The organism is Caulobacter sp. GW821-FHT10A10, assembly GCF_059415745.1.
Genome location: NZ_JBWKNV010000014.1, coordinates 22,958 through 40,725 on the forward strand (window position 1 = coordinate 22,958; position 17,768 = coordinate 40,725).

Sequence of the window (17,768 nt, forward strand, 5' to 3'; positions counted from 1 at the left end):
AGCCATCGCCATGGCCGATCCCAACCCGCTGTCGCGCCGCGCCTGGCTGAAGGCCGCCGGCCTTAGCGCCCTGTCGCTGGGCGGCGTGCTGGCCCTGCCGCCGGCCCGCTCGGCCGTGGCCCGAGCCCTGACGCCCTCGCCGGCGACCGACGCCCTGCGCCTGTCGAGCCCCTGGCTGAACAGCCAGCCGCTCGACGCCGCCGCCCTCGACGGCAAGGTCGTGGTCGTCTGCTTCTGGACCTATTCCTGCATCAACAGCCTGCGCGCCCTGCCCTATCTGCGCGCCTGGAAGGCCCGCTATGGCGACCGGGGCCTGGCGATCGTCGGCGTCCACACCCCCGAGTTCGCCTTCGAGGGCGAGACCGCCAATGTGCGCCAGGCCGTCCTGGATCTCGGCGTCGACTTCCCGGTCGTGCTCGACAGCCAGCGGCGGATCTGGAGCGCCTTCGCCAACAACGCCTGGCCGTCGTTCCACTTCATCGACGCCAACGGCCGGGAGCGCGGCCATGTCGACGGCGAAGGCGGCTATGACGCCTGCGACCGCCGGATCCAGGACCTGCTGGCTGAGATCCCAGGCCCGGCCGTTCCCACGGGTCCGACCGCCGCCGTCGAGCGCGGTCCCGAAGCGGCCGCCGACTGGAACGACCTCGGCTCGGGCGAAAGCTATGTCGGCTACGGCCAGGCGGAGGCCTGCGTCTCGCCCGGCGGCCTGCGGCCCGGCCGCAGCCACCTCTACCGCGCGCCCGATCGCCTGCCGCTGAACGGCTGGGGCCTGACGGCTCAGTGGACGGCGGGCCGCGAGTTCGCCACGTCAGACGCCCCGGCCGCCGGCCTCGTCCACCGCTTCCACGCCCGCGACCTGCACATGGTGCTGGCCCCGTCGGCGCCCGGCCAAAAGCTGCGGTTCCGCGTCACGCTCGACGGCGCCCCGCCCGGCCAGGATCACGGCTGGGACGTCGCCGCCGACGGCTCGGGCGTGGTCGACCGTCCCCGCATGTATCAGCTGGTCCGCCAGGCCGGCGCCATCACCGACCGGACCTTCCAGATCGAGTTCCTCGACCCCGGCGCCCGCGCCTACGTCTTCACCTTCGGCTAGCCCGCCCTTCCCCACGCCTTCAGGAGACCTTCCATGTCCAAGACCGCCCTCGCCTTCGCGCTCGCCTTCAGCCTGACCGGCGTCGCCGCCGCCCAGGCCGCCCCGCCCGCCGCCAAGCCCACCATCGTCCTCGTGCACGGCGCCTTCGCCGACTCCAGTAGCTGGGACGGCGTGGTCGCCGACCTGACCCGCGACGGCTACCACGTGGTGGCCGCCGCCAACCCGCTGCGCGGCGCGGCCTCCGACGCCGCCACCGTGCGCACGGTGATCAATTCCATCCCCGGCCCCGTCGTGCTGGTCGGCCACTCCTACGGCGGCACGGTAATCTCGGCCGCCGCCGAGGGCGCGGCCAACGTCAAGGGCCTCGTCTATGTCGCCGCCTTCGCGCCCGAGGTCGGCGAAAGCACCTTCGACCTGGCCGGCAAGTTCCCGGGCGGCACACTGGGCGAGGCGCTCGACAAGCCGGTCGACCTGCCCGGCGGCGCCCACGACCTCTACATCAAGCAGGACAAGTTCCCGGCCCAGTTCGCTGCCGACGTGCCGCTGGCCAAGGCCCGGCTGATGGCGATCGCCCAGCGCCCCCTGACCGACGCCGCCGGCGCCGAGAAGGCCGTGGCGACCGCCTGGAAGACCATCCCGTCCTGGTGGGTCTATGGCGAGGCCGACCGCAACATCCCGCCGGCCGCCATGGCCTGGATGGCGAAGCGCGCCCACGCCCGCCAGGTCGTCACCGTGCCCGGCGCCTCGCACGTCGTCATGATCTCGCACCCCCACGCCGTCTCGGCCCTGATCGAGACCGCGGCCCGCTGAGCCGGGCCTGAAAGGAAGGAGAACCGCCATGTCCCGCAGATGGCTGATCACCGGCGCCTCGCGCGGCCTTGGCCGGGCGTTGGCGCAGGCCGCGCTCGAGGCCGGCCAGCGCGTCGTCGCCACCGCCCGCGATCCGGCCGCCCTGGCCGACCTCGCCGAGCAGTACGGCGACGCCGTGCGCCTGGCCGCCCTCGACGTCACCGATCCCGCGGCGGCCGAGCGCGCCGTCGCCCTGGCGGCGCGCGACTTCGGCGGCCTCGACGTCGTGGTCAACAACGCCGGCTACGGCGACATCGGTTCGGTGGAGGACACCTCCCTCGACGACTTCCGCAAGCAGATCGACGCCAACCTGTTCGGCGCGATCAACGTCACCAAGGCGGCGATCCCGCTGCTGCGCGAGCAGGGCTTTGGCCACTTCGTGCAGCTGTCGTCGGTGGGCGGACGCCTGGGCGCCCCCGGCCGGGCGGCCTATTCGGCGGCCAAGTGGGCGGTCGAGGGCTTCTCCGAGGTGCTGGCCCAGGAGATGGCCCTGGTCGGGGTCAAGGTGACGATCGTCGAGCCGGGCGGCTTCCGCACCGACTTCGCCGGGTCCTCGACCAATCTCGCCCCTGGCCGGGCCGAGTACGACGCCGTCGTCGGCGCCGCCGCGCGAATGCAGGCCCAGTATCACGGCCGCCAGCCCGGCGATCCCGCCCGCGCCGCCCAGGCCATCCTGAAGCTGGCCGCCATGGACGAGCCGCCCCTGCGCCTGCCCCTCGGCTCCGACGCCCTCGCCGCCATCCGCGCCGCCAGCGCCCGCCGGTCGGCCGAACTGGAACGTTGGGCGGACTTGAGCGCGTCTACGGATTTCTAGGCGGGCTCCTAGACTCCCCCAGTCGTCATCCCGGAAAGCCCGCAGGGCTTATCCGGGACCCAGGGGACTGGGCGCGGCGGATCGATCGGGCGCCCCGGCGACGGCCAGGCGTAGTGCGGCGGCCCCTGGGTCCCGGCTCTCCGCTTCGCTGCGGCCGGGATGACGAGCCTATTTTCCAGGTCCAATTGGTCCCATTCCCAACGAAAAAGGGGAGCGCCCTCGCGAGCGCTCCCCCTCTTCGAACCTTCCGAAGAAGCCCGAGCCTTACTTCCCGGCCTTCGTCGCGGCGATGTAGTCGTCGACCACGCGGTCCAGCACGGTCAGCGGGGTCATGCCCGACAGCAGGCCCGCGTCGTGGAACTTCTTGATGTCAAACTTCTTGCCCAGTTCCTTCTTGGCGCGCTCGCGGGCCCGCAGCCAGGTGATCTTGCCCAGCATGTACGAGCAGGCCTGGCCCGGCCACACGACGTAGCGTTCGATCTCGGTGATCGTGCCGCTTTCCTCGTCGCCCATGGTCTCGGCCATGTACTTGACGGCCTGTTCGCGGGTCCACTTCTTGTAGTGCATGCCGCTGTCGACCACGAGGCGGACGGCGCGGAACAGGGCGTCGTGCAGCATACCGATGTGGCCGCGCGGGTCGCCCTTGTAGATGCCCATCTCGACGGCCAGCTGCTCGGAATAGAGCGCCCAGCCCTCGGCATAGCCCGAGAAGCCGATCACCTTGCGGATCATCGGCAGGCCCTGGGCTTCGTTCGACAGCGACAGCTGCAGGTGGTGGCCCGGGACGCCTTCGTGCACCGTCAGCGTGGTCAGGGTGTACTTGGCCTGCTCCTTGGTGTCGCGCAGGTTGATCCAGTAGATCCCCGGGCGCTTGCCGTCGAGCGAGGGCGAGTTGTAGTAGCCGCCCGGCGCGCCGGCCTCGATGGCCTTGGGCACGCGGCGGATCTCGAGCTCAGCCTTCGGCAGCTGGCCGAAATAGGCCGGCAACTGCTTCTCGATCCACTTGGCCTTGACGTTCAGGTCGGCGATCAGCTGTTCCTTGGCCGCGTCGGTGTTCTCGTAGATGTCCTTGCCCAGCTCGGCCATCCGCTCGCCGACCGTGCCCTTGCTCATGCCGATCGACTTGAACAGCTTGTCGGCCTCGGCCGAGATCGACTTCACCAGATCCAGGCCCAGCTGGTGGATCTCGTCGGGGCTCATGGTCGCGGTCGTGTAGTTCTTCAGCGACACGGCGTAGTAGTCGCCGCCGTCCTTCAGGCGCCACACGCCGGCGTCGTGCGTGGCCTTCGGGCGCACGCTCTCCAACAGGGCGATCTGGCGCTTCAGGGCCGGCAGCACCGAGTTCTCATAGACCTTCGAAGCCTCGCCGGCCCAGTCGCCGTCGATCTTCTTTTCCTTGGTGCGGCGGGCCACCGACTTGACCAGCGGCGCGTCGGCCGTGGGCGTGTCGGCGAAGGCCTTCATCTGCACCAGGGCCTTGTCGATGACGAAGTCCGGCGGGATCACGCCGTCGGCGTAGTCCTTCTTGGCGATCAGGGTCTCCTGATCCATCAGGCGGGCGAAGCCTTCCATGCGCTGCAGATAGGCGTCGGCGTCGGCCTTGGTCTCGATGCTGTGCTGGGTGTCCAGGAAGTCGGGCATCGACTGGTAGGAGCCCGTCAGCTGGCTGAGGATGTAGGGCGCGCCCGAGCCGCCGCCGGCGTAGGTGAACTTGCGATTGCCCTCGTCCTGCACCGCCAGGGTGAACTCGACGGTGTCGTAGTTGACCGCGTCCATGCCCGAGAGGGCCTTGCGGTCGATCGAGCGCAGCTGGGCCAGCTGGGCGGTCGTCTGGGCCGCGCCGGCGGCGATCGCCTCGAACGAGCGGTCGCTCAGCAGGCCCTTGGTCCAGGCCAGGTCGCCGCTGTCGAGGCCAAGGCCCGTCGCCAGTTCGGGGGCCTGGCGCAGCAGCTTGGCCATGGCGTCGTCGAAGAAGGCGTTCAGCTTTGCGGCCTCGCCCGAGGCGGCGGCGGCAGGCTGGGCGAAGCCCAGCGAAGGCGCGGCGGCGGCGGCCAGGCCGGCGGCCACGGTCGACAGCAGAAGTTCGCGGCGGTTTTGCAAGAGAGAGTCCCCTTCCCTGGAGCCCCTCCCCCTCGGGCGGGCTCGATCCTTACGTCCGGCCGCGATCATGCCGCGCCCGAAACAGCTGGGGCGAAGGCGTAAATGTCCGCGTCAGGCGGGGCAACCGGGGACGGATTAATTCCGTGTCATCAAAGCACTGGAAGATCCGTCCCCGCGTCTTCGATCTCAGCGGGCGCCCTTGTACAGGCGCCACAGGGCCGCGCCGATCTGGCAGGCGAAGATGATCCCAGCCACGAACATCCCGATGTGGAAGCCGGTGTCGACCACCTGCTGCAGCTGGCCCACGTCCTTGGCCGTCGAGGTCACCGGCGTCAGGGTGAACAGCGGCAGCGACTTCCACAGCAGGGTGGTCAGGACCATGCCGCCGATGGCCGTCAGCAGGTCGAACACCGCCCGCGCCCGCACCAGGCCCGGCTTGACCAGGGCGATCAGCGAGGCGCCCAGGCCCAGCACCGCCCAGACCAGGATCGGCCAGTAGAGGCTGGCCCAGACCGGCGACGGCGTCAGCGCGATCGTGCCCTGCAGGGTCACCGCCCCGGTCAGGTCCACGCGCCACAGCCCCGTCCACCACAGGATGAACAGCGCGGTGGCGACCAACTCGAACAGGGCCTCGAAGCGCGCCTCGAACATGCCCTTCTTGCGGGTCAGCTGCGGCAGGTCTCGGACGTTCCACTCGGTCAGGCCGGTCAAAGGCACCCAGCCGCGCTCGATGCCGGCGGCGACCAGGGTCACCAGCCCCGCCAGCATCAGGGCCGAGCGCGGGAAGTCGTGGGTGATCGCGTCCATGACGACGTTCAGCGCCTCGCCCCGGCCCAGCAGGGCGACCACCGCCGCCGGCACGACGGTGACGATCGCGGCCAGGGCCAGCGCCAGCTTCAGCGCGAAGACGTAGAACGGATAGAGCGTCGGGCCGATCAGGCTCTGCTGCGGGCCGTAGCGGCCGGCCACCGCCAGCGGATGGCCGAACGCCTTGAGCACCGCCTCGCGCTCCTTGTCGGTCAGGGGACGGCCGAGCGCCTCCTCCTGTTCCTCGATGCGGTTGAGCAGGATGTCGCGCAGCTCGGCGACGATGTCCTCGCGCTGGGCTTTCGGCAGCAGGGCGCCCACGGCGCCGAGATAGCGGTCGAGCAGGTCCATGTGGGATCCCCTCAGATCAGGTTTTGCAGGGTGTCGTTGATGGCGCGCCACTCGGCGGCCAGACGGGAAAGAACGGCCTCGCCCTCGGGTGACAGGCGGTAGAAGCGCTTCTTGCGCTTCTCCTCCTCGCGCCATTCGGAGGTCAGCAGGCCCTGGCCCTCGAGACGACGCAGCATCGGGTAGAGCGCGCCTTCGTCGATCTCCAGGCCCACTTCCGAAAGGGCCTGGCGCAGGCTGTAGCCGTAGCGCTCGACCTTCAGCTGGGCCAGCACGGCCAGGATCAGCGTCCCGCGACGCAGCTCCTGGCGCAGGGATTCGAAGATGTCGGTATCGGTCGGCATGAGCCTTCCTGTCTTGGTGTGCGCCGCATGGTGTGCAGCACATAGTGTGCGATACACACTGTGTGTCACACAGTAACTTTGCGCGCAACCGCCGTTCGCTGAATCTTTCGTAATGTGCGGGGAGAGGAGCGATCACGGCCCCGATCGCCGGCGCCCGGCGTTGCGGCGCGGAGGGCGTCGTGATCTTAAGGTCCCGCTTGAGTTGGGGGCTTTCGATGAGACGCGTTTCGATCCTGGCGGCGACCTTGGCCGCGGGACTGTCTGTGGGATCCGCCGCCCGGGCCGACGAAGCGGCGCTGCGGGCGCGCAGCGAGCCGCTCCTCGCCGAGCTGCAAGGCGCCCGGCTCCGCGCCTGCGAGGGCGACCTCGCCCAACGCCTGCAAACCGTGACCGACGATCCCGACTTCGATCGCCTCGCGGCCGACCATCGCGAGACTCTGCTGTTCGCCCAGCTCGGCTGCCGGCAAAAGGCCAAGGATTCCCCCGCCATCGTCGCGACGGCGCGACGGCTGCTCGGGGTGGCGGTGCGCCCGGAGGTCCGCGCTCAGGCGGCCCTGACCCTGGTGATCGACGCCAGCCGCCGCGGCGCGCCCGCCGACATGGCGGCCAATGTACAGATCGTGCTCGAGACCAGCCCGGAACTGCTCACCCGGGCGCCGGTCCAACTGTTCGACTGGTCTCTGACCGGGCTGACCGACGACCCGGCCGCCGCCGGCGCCTTCGTCTCGGTCCTGCGCCGCGCGCCCTGGACCACCGAGGACGCCCACCAGGCCGTCGACAACCGCTGGGCCCTGCGCGAGGCGACCTTCGCCGCCGACGCGGGCGACATGACCCGCGCCGCCGCCGTCCTGTCCCGGGCGAGCGAACTGCCGACCCTGATGGCCGTCTACCAGGACCGCCGCTTCGAGCCCCTGTGGCCGGACATGGCCGCCGCCGGCCGCTTCGACTGGCGCGCCCTCGAAACCGCCCGCCTGGCCGGGATCGACGAGCGCATCCGCCGCGAACCGCGCCGCCTGGAACTGGTCGTCCAGCGCATCCAGGCCCTGAGCAATCTCCAGCGCTACGACGAGGCCCGCGCCGTCGGGGCCGACTATGTCGCCCGCATGCAGCGCCAGGACGCCTTCGACGATCTGGCCCAGCAGAAGGCCTGGGTGCTCTACGCCTACGCCAACGTCCTCAGCGACCTGGGCGAGCGCTCGCCCGCCGATCAGGCCCTGGCCGAAGGCGCCCAGGGCCAGGACAAGATCAGCCAGAACGTCAACCGCGCCGCCCTGCAACTGACCCTCGGACATCCGGCCCAGGCCCTGGAGGCGATCGAGCAGGTTCCTCCGGACTACGGCACGACCTACGGCCGCATGGTCGTCGCCAGCAACAAGCTGTGCGCCCTGGCCATGCTCGACCGGCGGCCGGAAGCCGAGGCCGAGCTGCCCAGGCTGCAATCCAACTGGCGCGACGCCCCCGGCGCGACGGTCGAAGGCCTGGCCTGCCTCGAACGCGACGACGAGGCGGCCGCCGTTCTCGTCCGCTGGCTGCAGGACCCGGCCTTGCGGGGCGACGCGCTTGGCTGGTTCCGCCACGGCCAGAGGTCGCCCGCCGCCAAGGCCGCCGAGCCGACCCGGCCGGCCTACCTGCGCCGCCAGAGCGCCCTGAAGACCCGTCCCGAGGTCAAGGCGGCCCTGGACAAGGTCGGCCGCGCGCTCTCCGTCGACCTGGGCGGCGAATACGGCGGCTGACGGTCCGGCGGGACGCGGGGGCGAGACAAACGCCCTCCCCCGGCCCAAACTCCCGTCATGGCCCACGACCTCCAGCGCTTCGTCGACGCCCAGGCGAGCACCTACGCCGCCGCCCTGGCCGAACTGCGCGCCGGCGCCAAGCAGACCCACTGGATGTGGTTCGTCTTCCCACAGGTGGAGGGTCTGGGCCGCAGCTCGACGGCCCGGTTCTATGCGGTCTCGGGCCTCGACGAGGCTCGCGCCTATCTCGCCCATCCGGTGCTGGGGCCGCGGCTGGCCGAGGTCGTCGACGCCATACTGGCCCTGCCCGGAAGCGACGCCCACGCCGTGTTCGGCGCGCCCGACGATCTCAAGCTGCGCTCCAGCCTGACCCTGTTCGCCGCCGCCGCGCCCGGCGAGGCCCGCTTCCGCGCCGCCCTCGACAAGTACTTCGGCGGCCGGGACGATCCGGCCACCCTGGCGCGCCTGTGACATTCGCCACACCCGCATAGAGAGAATCCGTGTTTTTGTGACCCTCGATTGTTCAGCAAGGGGTCCCCCGCCATGCACAGATTGACGCCCGCCCGCCTCGTCGCCCGCCGCTTCGTCGCTACTGGCCTCGCCATCGCGACCATCGCCCTGTCGCCGCAGGCCCTGGCCTTCGGCACCATCCGCAGCCTGGGCCAGAACGCCGAGCACGAGCGCATCACCCGCATGGCCATGAACGGCGCCGGCTTCGGCCCCGCCACGCTCGACCTGCTGGCCGGCAAGAACGGAACCTTCGGCGCCGTCGGCGCGCCCGACCGTCCCGGCCGCGGCCTGATCACCGTCTCCCAGGCCCACTGCGACGACGGCGACTGGTTCAACAAGTCCGGCTACGCCCAGAGCCTGGCCCAGGCCAACGGCGCCCTGCGGGCCTGCCGCACGCTGATGTACCAGAACCTCGACAAGGCCCTGGCCCACGCCGGCGATCTGGTCCGCCCCGACCTCTCCTACGGCGACACCACCACCGGCTCGGACTGCCCGTTCGACGGCGAGAAGGGCTCGCCCAAGTGCCGGACCCTGGAATATTTCGGCCTGGCCCTGCACGCCGCCCAGGACTTCTACTCGCACAGCAACTGGGTCGACGCCCCGCGCGCCCGGCCGACGATCGAGGACCCGCAGGGCCTGAACAACAACACCCCCGCCGAGTGGCTCGGCCCCAGCCTGCCCCAGGCGGTCCCGGCCGGCCTGATCACCGGCTGCTACGGGTTTCCCGAGTGGGCCAGCTGCGGCGGCCGGATCAAGCACGCCTACCTGAACAAGGACACCGCCAGCACCAGCCGCGGCGGCTACGACAAGGCCATGGGCGTCGCCGCCGAGGACACCCGCGCCAAGTGGGACCAGTTCTCCGGCAAGGTCCGCGCCCGCTACGGCGACGCCCGCGGAAACAAGATCCTCTGCGTCATCCGCTCCGACCGCCCGCGCGAGAGCTGCGGCTGAGGCAGGGTCTTCTCGTCTGTCATCCCGCCCCCTGGGTCGCGCAAGCGCGCCCGGGGGTGAACTCGGCGCAGCGGAGCGCCGGAACCTCCCACGATTCCGGATTCGGATAGCGCACGTCCGGGCGCCCACCTGACGTTGCGCTTCAAGCTCGGCCGTGGTCTCTGGCCGCCAGTGACACTGGGGGCTTTCATGATTTCCAACGGCAAGCTCGCCGCCGCCGGCGGCGCGATCCTCTGCGCCCTGGGCGCGATGCTCGGCCCCGCGCCCGCCCTGGCGGCCAAGGGCGACCTGGGCGCCAGGATCGACTACCTGATCGCCGACGCGGCCGCCGCCATGGACAACGGCGACTGCAGCAAGACCTTGAACACCCGGATCAAGGCGGCGGTGGCCGATCCCGGACTCGACGGCCTGGAGCTCCGTCGCCGCGAGATGCTCTACTTCGTCGCGCTCGAATGCGGCGGCTATGTCGGCCCGGACGCGGTCGACTTCGCCCGCAAGCTCGACGCCGTCGCCGCGCAGCCGTTCCTGAAGGCGACCGCCAACCTCGTGCTGATGATCGACGCCCGCACGCGCAAGGACGCCCCGGCCGCGGCCGCCGCCTTCGACAAGGCCTTCGCCGCCGATCCGACCGCCCTGACCACCCTGCGCATCTCGACCTATTTCCAGCTGCTGCGCCTGCTGAACGACGATCCCGCCGCGCGCCTGCGGGTGGTGTCCAAGCTGCGGGTCACGCCGTGGACCGATGACGAGGATGTCGACATCGCCCGCAACGACTGGGGTCTGCTCCAGGCCCGGCTGGCCGCCGACGCCGGCGACCTGGCCCAGGCCAGGACCGCCCTGGAGAAGATCGACGACCCGGCCGCCCTGCTGTCGGTCGCCGAGGACCGCCGGTTCGCCCCGCTCTGGCCGTCGCTGGAGGCCGCCGGCCGCTTCGACTGGCGCGCCGTCGCCCAGGCCCGGCTGGCGACGTTCGAGGCCCGTTCGGCCGCCCAGCCCCAGGTCCTGCGCCACGTGCACGAGCGCATCGACGCCCTGCGCGCGCTCGGCCGCTTCGACGAGGCCGTCGCCCTCGGCGCCGACTACGACCGCCGCCTGCTGCGCAACCAGCCCTTCGACGACGCCGACGAGCAGGCGCCCTGGCTGCGCAACACCTACGCCTACGCCCTGGCCGATCTCGGCCGCACCGACGAGGCCGACAAGGTCATGGCCCGGGCCACCGGCGACGACGGCGTCAGCCAGCGCATCAACCGCAGCGAGATGCTGGTCACGGCCGGCGCCCACGCCGAGGCCCTGCGCGTGCTCGACACCGTCGACACCAAGGACGCCACGCCGTTCGGCCTGATGTGGGTGGCCAGCAACCGCGTCTGCGCCCTGTCGGTCACGCCCGCCGATCCGCGCATCGCTCCCGAGCTGGCCCGCCTGCGCGACGGCTGGAAGGACAATCCCGCCGCCCTCGCCCAGGCCCTGATCTGCCTGGGCCGCGACGACGAGGCCGCCGCCCACTACATCCGCCGCCTGGAGGACCCGGCCCTGCGCGGCGAGGCCCTGGAGGCCTTCCGCAAGACCAAGCCCCCGCCCGCCCAGTCGGCCCACGCCCGCGCCTTCCTCGCCCGCCGCGACGCCATCCTGGCCCGCCCGGACGTCCTGGCCGTGCAGAGCAAGTACGGCCGCGTGGTCGCCGCGCCGCTGAGCGGAACCTACTGGGGCGACCTCTAGGGACGCCTCTCCCGCCACCTGCCGCCAGCCTGCTGACAGGGCCTGTCAGCAGGACCCCTGGCCTTCGCGCGTCCGGGCGCCTAGATTTGGCCCATGCCCAGCAGCCAGAACCCCGGCGTTTCCGACGCCTCGACGCCCTTCGTGCTCGACGCCTCCCCAGAGGCCATGGGGGCGGAAGGCATGCCGATGCTGTGGACGCCCCACCGCCCGGCCCGGCCCGAGAAGTCGGAAGGCGGCAAGACCTTCAAGCTGGTGTCGTCCTACGAGCCGGCCGGCGACCAACCGACCGCCATCAAGGAGCTGGTCGAGGGCATCGAGAACAACGACCAGGACCAGGTGCTGCTCGGCGTCACCGGTTCGGGCAAGACCTTCACCATGGCCAAGGTCATCGAGGCCACCCAGCGCCCGGCGCTGATCCTGGCCCCCAACAAGACCCTGGCGGCCCAGCTCTACAGCGAGATGAAGGCCTTCTTCCCGGAGAACGCGGTCGAGTACTTCGTCAGCTACTACGACTACTACCAGCCCGAAGCCTACGTCCCGCGCACCGACACCTATATCGAGAAGGACAGCTCCATCAACGAGCAGATCGACCGCATGCGCCACTCGGCGACGCGGGCGATCCTCGAGCGCGACGACGTCATCGTCGTGGCCTCGGTGTCGTGCATCTACGGCATCGGCTCGGTCGAGACCTATACCGCCATGACCTTCACCCTGACGGTGGGCGACCGGGTCGACGAAAAGCAGCTGATGGCCGACCTGGTGGCCCAGCAGTACAAGCGCAACGACGCCGCCTTCGAGCGCGGGACCTTCCGCCGCCGCGGCGACACCATCGAGATCTTCCCCGCCCACTACGAGGACCGCGCCTGGCGCGTCACCCTGTTCGGCGACGAGGTCGAGGCCCTGTCGGAATTCGACACCCTGACCGGCAAGAAGACCGCCGAGCTGGAGACCATCAAGGTCTACGCCAACAGCCACCACGTCACCCCGCGCCCCACCCTGCGCCAGGCGATCATCGAGATCCGCAAGGAGCTGAAGGAACGGCTGGAGTGGCTGACCGCCAACGGCAAGCTGCTGGAGGCCCAGCGCCTGGAGCAGCGCACCACCTTCGACCTGGAGATGATCGAGACCACCGGCTCCTGCGCCGGCATCGAGAACTACAGCCGCTACCTGTCGGGCCGCCAGCCCGGCGAGCCGCCGCCGACCTTCTTCGAATACATCCCCGACAACGCCCTGCTGTTCACCGACGAGAGCCACCAGACGGTTCCGCAGATCGGCGCCATGTACAAGGGCGACCGCAACCGCAAATGGACCCTGGCCGAGTTCGGCTTCCGCCTGCCCTCGGCGCTGGATAACCGCCCCCTCAAGTTCGAGGAATGGGACGCCATGCGTCCCCAGTCGGTGCACGTCTCGGCCACCCCCGCCAACTGGGAGCTGGAGCGGGCCGGCGGCGTCTTCGCCGAACAGGTCATCCGCCCCACCGGCCTGATCGACCCGCCGGTCGAGGTGCGCCCGGTCTCCAAGGACGGCGCCTCCCAGGTCGACGACGTGGTCGACGAGATCCGCCAGACCATCCAGAAGGGCTACCGCACCCTGGTCACCGTCCTGACCAAGAAGATGGCCGAGGACCTGACCGAATATCTCAACGAACAGGGCATCCGCGTCCGCTACATGCACAGCGACGTCGACACCCTCGAGCGCATCGAGATCATCCGCGACCTGCGCCTGGGCAATTTCGACGTGCTGGTGGGCATCAACCTGCTGCGCGAGGGCCTCGACATCCCCGAATGCGGCCTGGTCGCCATTCTCGACGCCGACAAGGAAGGCTTCCTGCGCTCGGAGACCTCCCTGGTCCAGACCATCGGCCGCGCGGCCCGCAACGTCGACGGCAAGGTCATCCTCTACGCCGACCGGATCACCGGCAGCATGGAGCGGGCCATGGCCGAGACCACTCGCCGCCGCGAGAAGCAGAACGCCTACAACCTCGAACACGGCATCACGCCCGAGAGCGTCAAGCGCGACATCAAGGACATCCTCGCCAGCCCCTACGAGCGCGGCGACCGCGTCCTGGTGCCCATGGGCGTCGCCGACGCCTCCGGCGCCGAAAAGCCCTTCAGCGGCGACAACTTCAAGTCCGCCCTCCGCGACCTCGAAGCCAAGATGCGCGAAGCCGCCGCCAACCTGGAGTTCGAGACGGCGGCCCGCCTGCGCGACGAGATCAAGCGCATGAAGCTCCTCGACCTGGAATTCGCCAACGAGGTCCTGACGGGGGCCGGCGAGACCGTGGACAAGTCAGCGCCCAAGCGGGTGCGGGCGGAGCACAGGGCGGAGCAGGCGGAGGCGTTTCGGAAGGGGCGGCGGTAGACCTTCTAACTCAGGCCTGACCAATGCGAAGGGACTGCTCAATAGCCTGTATAGCACGTCCTCCTTGCACCAGAATTGGACCTGTACCGCGACCACCAACCATCCGCACCATAGCGAGGGTACCAGATAGTTTGTCCAAATCATCCAAATGCAGTTCCGGTTTTTCAATAATTTGATGTACCCACCCTCTCAGTCCATTCAGCTTTTCCCGGCTAATGGCAGGCCCATCTCGACCAAGGACAAGGCCAGTTACTTCCTTTTTATCTCTCGCCCCCATGTATCTCGTCTTCTCTTCATTAAGAGAAAATTTCGGGAACAGCACCTTAGAAATAACGCGATGAAAATTCTCTGGTATTCTACCCGCACTAGAAAACGTCATATCGTCGGCATATCTAGAATATTTTAAATTATACAATTCACATATATTGGATATTTTTTCATCGAATTCCGAAAATACGATATTTGATAAACTCGGACTGGTCGGAGCCCCTTGGGGCAAAAAACCCGCATATGTTGTTAGGGCCGAAAGCCCCAAAGCAACCTGCTTAGAATATCCAATCTTTAGAAAGCAACCGAGAACATCATCCGACTTAATAGATGGAAAGAAGTTCTTTATATCGACATTCATCATGGTCACTGCACCATGGTGATATGCTGCATTATCAACGTAGCTGACGCCAGGAACGAAACCAAACACGTTCTCTCGCGGCGGAAATTTGGATAAAATTATATCATTTATCCACCACTGGACAACCTTCATATAGGTTCTAGGGGCGCTTATGAGGCGAGACCCGCCAGATCTCTTCCTCACAGAAAAGTTATTATACTTATATTTTTGAGACCTAATAAGAGTCCAAATCAATTCAGGAGATATGCCGAGATAGGCAGATATATCTTCGGCTTTATTTAAAACGGGAAGAGAAACTGACGGGACCGGAAACTTGACATCCTCCGGAGCGCACCCAGACCGAATAGACTCACTAATAAAGTCTATATACTTGGAATTCGTGATGAGGTCGTAGGTGCGGGGCGACACGTTTTACCAACCAAATTAGTTGCTTAAGAGCACGCGGTTAGGCTTCTGTCGCGGTTTTGGCTGCGCCCGAAAGCGCGACAGAAGCCTAACCGCGAGCCCTTTACGCCCAACCAAGAGAACCTATGGCTGCTGCTTCAGCGGCCAATCGTGAGTGCCGCCCCGACGCGTCAAGCTAGACGATCGCGTCTCCTTTAGCAAGTAGAGGCGACGCATATCGAGATCCAACCGCAAACCAGCAAGCGCAACGTAGCGCTCACCCCGCCGAGTCAACAGGTAACGCCGCCCCGCATACAGCCATATATATTTTTGATCCATGAGCCTATCCAAGTGAACCCTTAGATCTTTTCTAGAAGGCCTATCCTCAGCAGAGTCCGGATCGAGACGATAATACCCCTCCTCGATATCGGCCGCCAACCCGGGCTGCGCCAGCTTGATAGCCAACATCAAGAGAATATCATCCATAGCCTCCCGCTTAGTCACGAGTGACAGACCTCACCATAGCACGATCATGCGCGACACCGACAAATCGCCTTACATCACCCATTATACTTTCTAAGTCTTCCAAATCCCGCCAAACAATAGAAGCGCCATTACTCGCAGCCATTCTTAATGTTCCGACATTTAGATAGCTTATTTCATTTTCAAATTTCTTTTCCGGTATTATCAACATCTTCCTGCATATGTGCTCGCTCAAAGACCAAGCGCCGAGCTCACAAAAAGATCCAACGCTTGATGGGAATATCACAATAGCCTCACACGCCCTAACGAGGGCAAGTTCAGCAATAGCAAAACTAGTGTGATCACCAAAAGCAGACGACCCAATTTCGTCCACACCGCGGTGCTCACCAAGAACAACCCTGTGCTGCAAATCAGATTCTATAAAATCTTTTACAGCAAGCCTAGCACGGGTAGCCGCACTTTGCTTAATCAGCTCTTCAGCTGTCCAATTTTTATCTATGAATGGACCAGCAACAAAAACATCTAACTCCTGCGCGAGCCGAGTCACCGCAAGATTAAGCTTCACCCGCTGAATGGGCTTTGTGAACGGCTTGCTTGAGGGGCTCACGTAAGATTCGCGACTGTTAGGCCTGCCGACTCGAAAATCGACAGAAGAACATACACTTTAGGTGAAGCTCTCCCAAAACGTCCAGCTTACCGTGCAGCCTTCTCCCTTCACTGGCCGCATGGCTTCTCCCTATCCCCCTCCGCCCCGCCACAAACCCCAACCCAATCAACGCCCTAGAAAATTCCCAGCGTTTTCCATCCGCCCCTTCCAAACCGGCCGCATAATGGACCTCGTCCCGTCGCGGGGAGAGGGCGCTAGGATCCGGCCCGATGCGTGCGAGGGGATGCGATCGAGCGGGGCCTCCTGGAGCGGCGTGAGCCGGGCCGGCGGGGCTTGAACGGAGGGCGGGGGACGTAAACCCGCCTATCGGGGGCTTGCCTGCAATAGGCTCCCGCCCGCCCGAGGGTCCGCTCCGGCGCCTTCTGTCTGCACGCGATGGCTAGCGAAGCTCACAGCCCGGTTCCGGGGAAGGCAGATGCCGAAGGGGGTGAAGGGCGGAAAAGGCCCGCGCGCCCCGGCCTGAGGTCAAACGATCGCGCGGGGCGTCAAGGCTTCGTCGAAACGGTACATCCAACACAGCTCCGGACGCGGTCCGGACGCCCCGCGCCCTCTCCATCCCCTCAGCGGCTCGCCGCGTGAGATCGCCAACCCGTTCCCTCTCCCCTTGCGGGAGAGGGTGGCCCCCGCGAAGGCGGGGGTCGGGTGAGGGGTCTCTCAAAACTCAACACCGCGAGCGGCGGACAGGCCGGGCGGAGGCGTCTCATGCTTGAGAGACCCCTCATCCGACGGCCTTCGGCCGCCACCTTCTCCCGCAAGGGGAGAAGGAAGGAGCCCCCCATGTCCAACCGCCGCAATCCCTCCCCCGTCCGCCCGCACCGCACGCGCGGCCCGGTTCCGCCGCCGCCGCCTCCGACGCCGGCCGAATTGCGCGCCTCCAGGCGCGCCGCCGAACGCGCCGAGGCCGAGGTCCGCGCCGCCGCCAAGGCCGCCGCCCGCGCCGAGGCCCGGCGCCTGGCGGCCGTCGAGGCCGAGAAGAAGGCCGAGTTCAGGCGCCGCCGCGGCTGCCCGCCCAGCGTCGTCGACGAATATGTCGAGATCCTCCGCCGTCAGGGCGCCTGGTGGAACGACCGCTAGCGGCGCCCCCTTCCGAGCCCCCTCACCAGCCCCCAAGGTTGAGCCCGCTCGCGCGGCGGTCCATGGTGGCGTTTCCCGAGGGGGCTCGGGGATTCTTCGCGTACCGGGGGCTTTGCACATGACCGACATCACCGCGGGCGCCGCGCCCGAACTCGAACCTGTGCCTGGAGCCGCGCCCGAGGCCGCGCCCGCCGAGACCGCGCCGCCCCAAACGCCGCCCGCCCGCAAGCCGCATCCATGGACCGACGTGTCGGCCCACCCCTGGCGGCGCTATTTCGCCCGGTCGGTCGACAACATCCTGTTCGGGCTGAGCAGCCTGTTCATCGTCACCATCATCGGCATGATCGTCGCGCCCGACCTCACCCAGCAATGGATCGACCTGCTGGGCGACAACATCTTCGGCGCGCTGATCAGCGCGCCGCTGCTGATCCTGATGACCGCGCCCGCCGTCATCGTCTCGATCGCCCTGACCGGCGGCACGCCCGGCAAGTGGCTGTTCGGCGTGCGCGTGACCCGCGCCGACGGCCGCCGCCTGGGCCTGGTCGCCTCGGCGCTGCGCGAGATCAAGGTGATCACCTTCGGCTTCGGCCTGGGCGTGCCGGTGCTGTGCCTGATCGCCATGTGGAACGCCAAGGAGACGCTGGAGAACCAGGCCGTCACCGACTGGGACGAGCAGGGCGACAACCGCGTCACCCACCGTCCGATGGGGGTCTGGCAGGTGACGCTGATGGTGGTCGGCGGCGCGATCTGGGGCGCCATGCGCGCCTGGGACGTGATCGAGCGCTTCAGCACGATCGCCGGCTAGGTCGAGCCCCTGGGAAGCCCGGAAAGCCTCGAGACGCAGGGTCAGAAACTGCAAGACGCCGCGCGCGGGCCGTGGGACTCTCCGGCCCGCGCAACAGC

The 17,768-nt window shown here is 67.8% G+C and carries 15 protein-coding genes and 1 pseudogene; 10 read left to right on the top strand and 6 right to left on the bottom strand.

All coding sequences use genetic code 11. The features are described from left to right. Nucleotides 1-10: 10 nt before the first annotated feature. From AC07NS_RS25685 to AC07NS_RS25695, 3 genes are read left to right on the top strand one after another with little or no spacing between them, the layout of a single operon-like run. Nucleotides 11-1,096, top strand: coding sequence for a redoxin family protein (locus AC07NS_RS25685; protein ID WP_494607964.1), 1,086 nt, complete (start codon nucleotides 11-13; stop codon nucleotides 1,094-1,096). A 33-nt stretch (nucleotides 1,097-1,129) separates the two neighbouring features. Then, a complete protein-coding gene (locus AC07NS_RS25690) occupies nucleotides 1,130-1,906 on the top strand; it encodes an alpha/beta fold hydrolase (protein ID WP_494607966.1) in 777 nt (258 codons plus the stop codon). Nucleotides 1,907-1,934: 28 nt separating this feature from the next. Next, nucleotides 1,935-2,759 carry an oxidoreductase gene (locus AC07NS_RS25695; protein ID WP_494607968.1) on the top strand — a complete coding sequence of 275 codons (825 nt, stop codon included), beginning with the start codon at nucleotides 1,935-1,937 and terminating at the stop codon, nucleotides 2,757-2,759. A 48-nt stretch (nucleotides 2,760-2,807) separates the two neighbouring features. Here the strand turns inward: AC07NS_RS25695 and AC07NS_RS25700 are convergent. The 4 genes and pseudogenes from AC07NS_RS25700 to AC07NS_RS25715 all read right to left on the bottom strand — a co-directional run. Beyond that, nucleotides 2,808-2,927: pseudogene (locus tag AC07NS_RS25700) on the bottom strand (hypothetical protein); the annotation flags it as partial. A 96-nt stretch (nucleotides 2,928-3,023) separates the two neighbouring features. After that, complete coding sequence (locus AC07NS_RS25705) at nucleotides 3,024-4,859, bottom strand: DUF885 domain-containing protein (protein ID WP_494607970.1); 1,836 nt, start codon at nucleotides 4,857-4,859, stop codon at nucleotides 3,024-3,026. A gap of 186 nt (nucleotides 4,860-5,045) precedes the next feature. Beyond that, the gene (locus AC07NS_RS25710; RefSeq protein WP_494607972.1) at nucleotides 5,046-6,017 is read right to left on the bottom strand and encodes an HAAS signaling domain-containing protein; all 972 of its coding nucleotides are present in this window, start codon (nucleotides 6,015-6,017) and stop codon (nucleotides 5,046-5,048) included. An 11-nt stretch (nucleotides 6,018-6,028) separates the two neighbouring features. After that, nucleotides 6,029-6,358, bottom strand: a complete 330-nt coding sequence (locus AC07NS_RS25715; RefSeq protein WP_198578714.1) for a PadR family transcriptional regulator — start codon at nucleotides 6,356-6,358, stop codon at nucleotides 6,029-6,031. Between the two features lie 215 nt (nucleotides 6,359-6,573). On the opposite strand from AC07NS_RS25715, the gene AC07NS_RS25720 reads away from it, so the two are divergent. The 5 genes from AC07NS_RS25720 (at nucleotide 6,574) to uvrB (ending at nucleotide 13,629) form a co-directional block, all read left to right on the top strand. After that, nucleotides 6,574-8,091, top strand: a complete 1,518-nt coding sequence (locus AC07NS_RS25720; RefSeq protein ID WP_494607974.1) for a hypothetical protein — start codon at nucleotides 6,574-6,576, stop codon at nucleotides 8,089-8,091. Nucleotides 8,092-8,148: 57 nt separating this feature from the next. Continuing rightward, a complete protein-coding gene (locus tag AC07NS_RS25725) occupies nucleotides 8,149-8,562 on the top strand; it encodes a DUF1810 domain-containing protein (protein WP_494607976.1) in 414 nt (137 codons plus the stop codon). A gap of 72 nt (nucleotides 8,563-8,634) precedes the next feature. Beyond that, complete coding sequence (locus tag AC07NS_RS25730) at nucleotides 8,635-9,552, top strand: hypothetical protein (RefSeq protein WP_494607978.1); 918 nt, start codon at nucleotides 8,635-8,637, stop codon at nucleotides 9,550-9,552. A gap of 189 nt (nucleotides 9,553-9,741) precedes the next feature. After that, nucleotides 9,742-11,268 carry a hypothetical protein gene (locus AC07NS_RS25735; RefSeq protein WP_494607980.1) on the top strand — a complete coding sequence of 509 codons (1,527 nt, stop codon included), beginning with the start codon at nucleotides 9,742-9,744 and terminating at the stop codon, nucleotides 11,266-11,268. Between the two features lie 93 nt (nucleotides 11,269-11,361). Further along, nucleotides 11,362-13,629 (top strand): excinuclease ABC subunit UvrB, encoded by a 2,268-nt coding sequence (gene uvrB, locus AC07NS_RS25740; RefSeq protein WP_494607982.1) that lies wholly within the window; start codon nucleotides 11,362-11,364, stop codon nucleotides 13,627-13,629. Between the two features lie 10 nt (nucleotides 13,630-13,639). Here uvrB and AC07NS_RS25745 read toward each other — a convergent pair whose 3' ends face one another. Continuing rightward, on the bottom strand, nucleotides 13,640-14,665 hold the full coding sequence (locus tag AC07NS_RS25745; protein ID WP_494607984.1) for a retron St85 family RNA-directed DNA polymerase: 1,026 nt from the start codon (nucleotides 14,663-14,665) through the stop codon (nucleotides 13,640-13,642). 472 nt (nucleotides 14,666-15,137) lie between these two features. Then, nucleotides 15,138-15,731 (bottom strand): hypothetical protein, encoded by a 594-nt coding sequence (locus AC07NS_RS25750; protein ID WP_494607985.1) that lies wholly within the window; start codon nucleotides 15,729-15,731, stop codon nucleotides 15,138-15,140. Between the two features lie 837 nt (nucleotides 15,732-16,568). Here AC07NS_RS25750 and AC07NS_RS25755 point away from each other — a divergent pair. Both AC07NS_RS25755 and AC07NS_RS25760 read left to right on the top strand, forming a co-directional pair. Continuing rightward, a complete protein-coding gene (locus tag AC07NS_RS25755; RefSeq protein WP_494607987.1) occupies nucleotides 16,569-16,865 on the top strand; it encodes a hypothetical protein in 297 nt (98 codons plus the stop codon). Between the two features lie 118 nt (nucleotides 16,866-16,983). Beyond that, on the top strand, nucleotides 16,984-17,670 hold the full coding sequence (locus tag AC07NS_RS25760; RefSeq protein ID WP_494607989.1) for an RDD family protein: 687 nt from the start codon (nucleotides 16,984-16,986) through the stop codon (nucleotides 17,668-17,670). The last annotated feature ends 98 nt before the right edge of the window (nucleotides 17,671-17,768 follow it).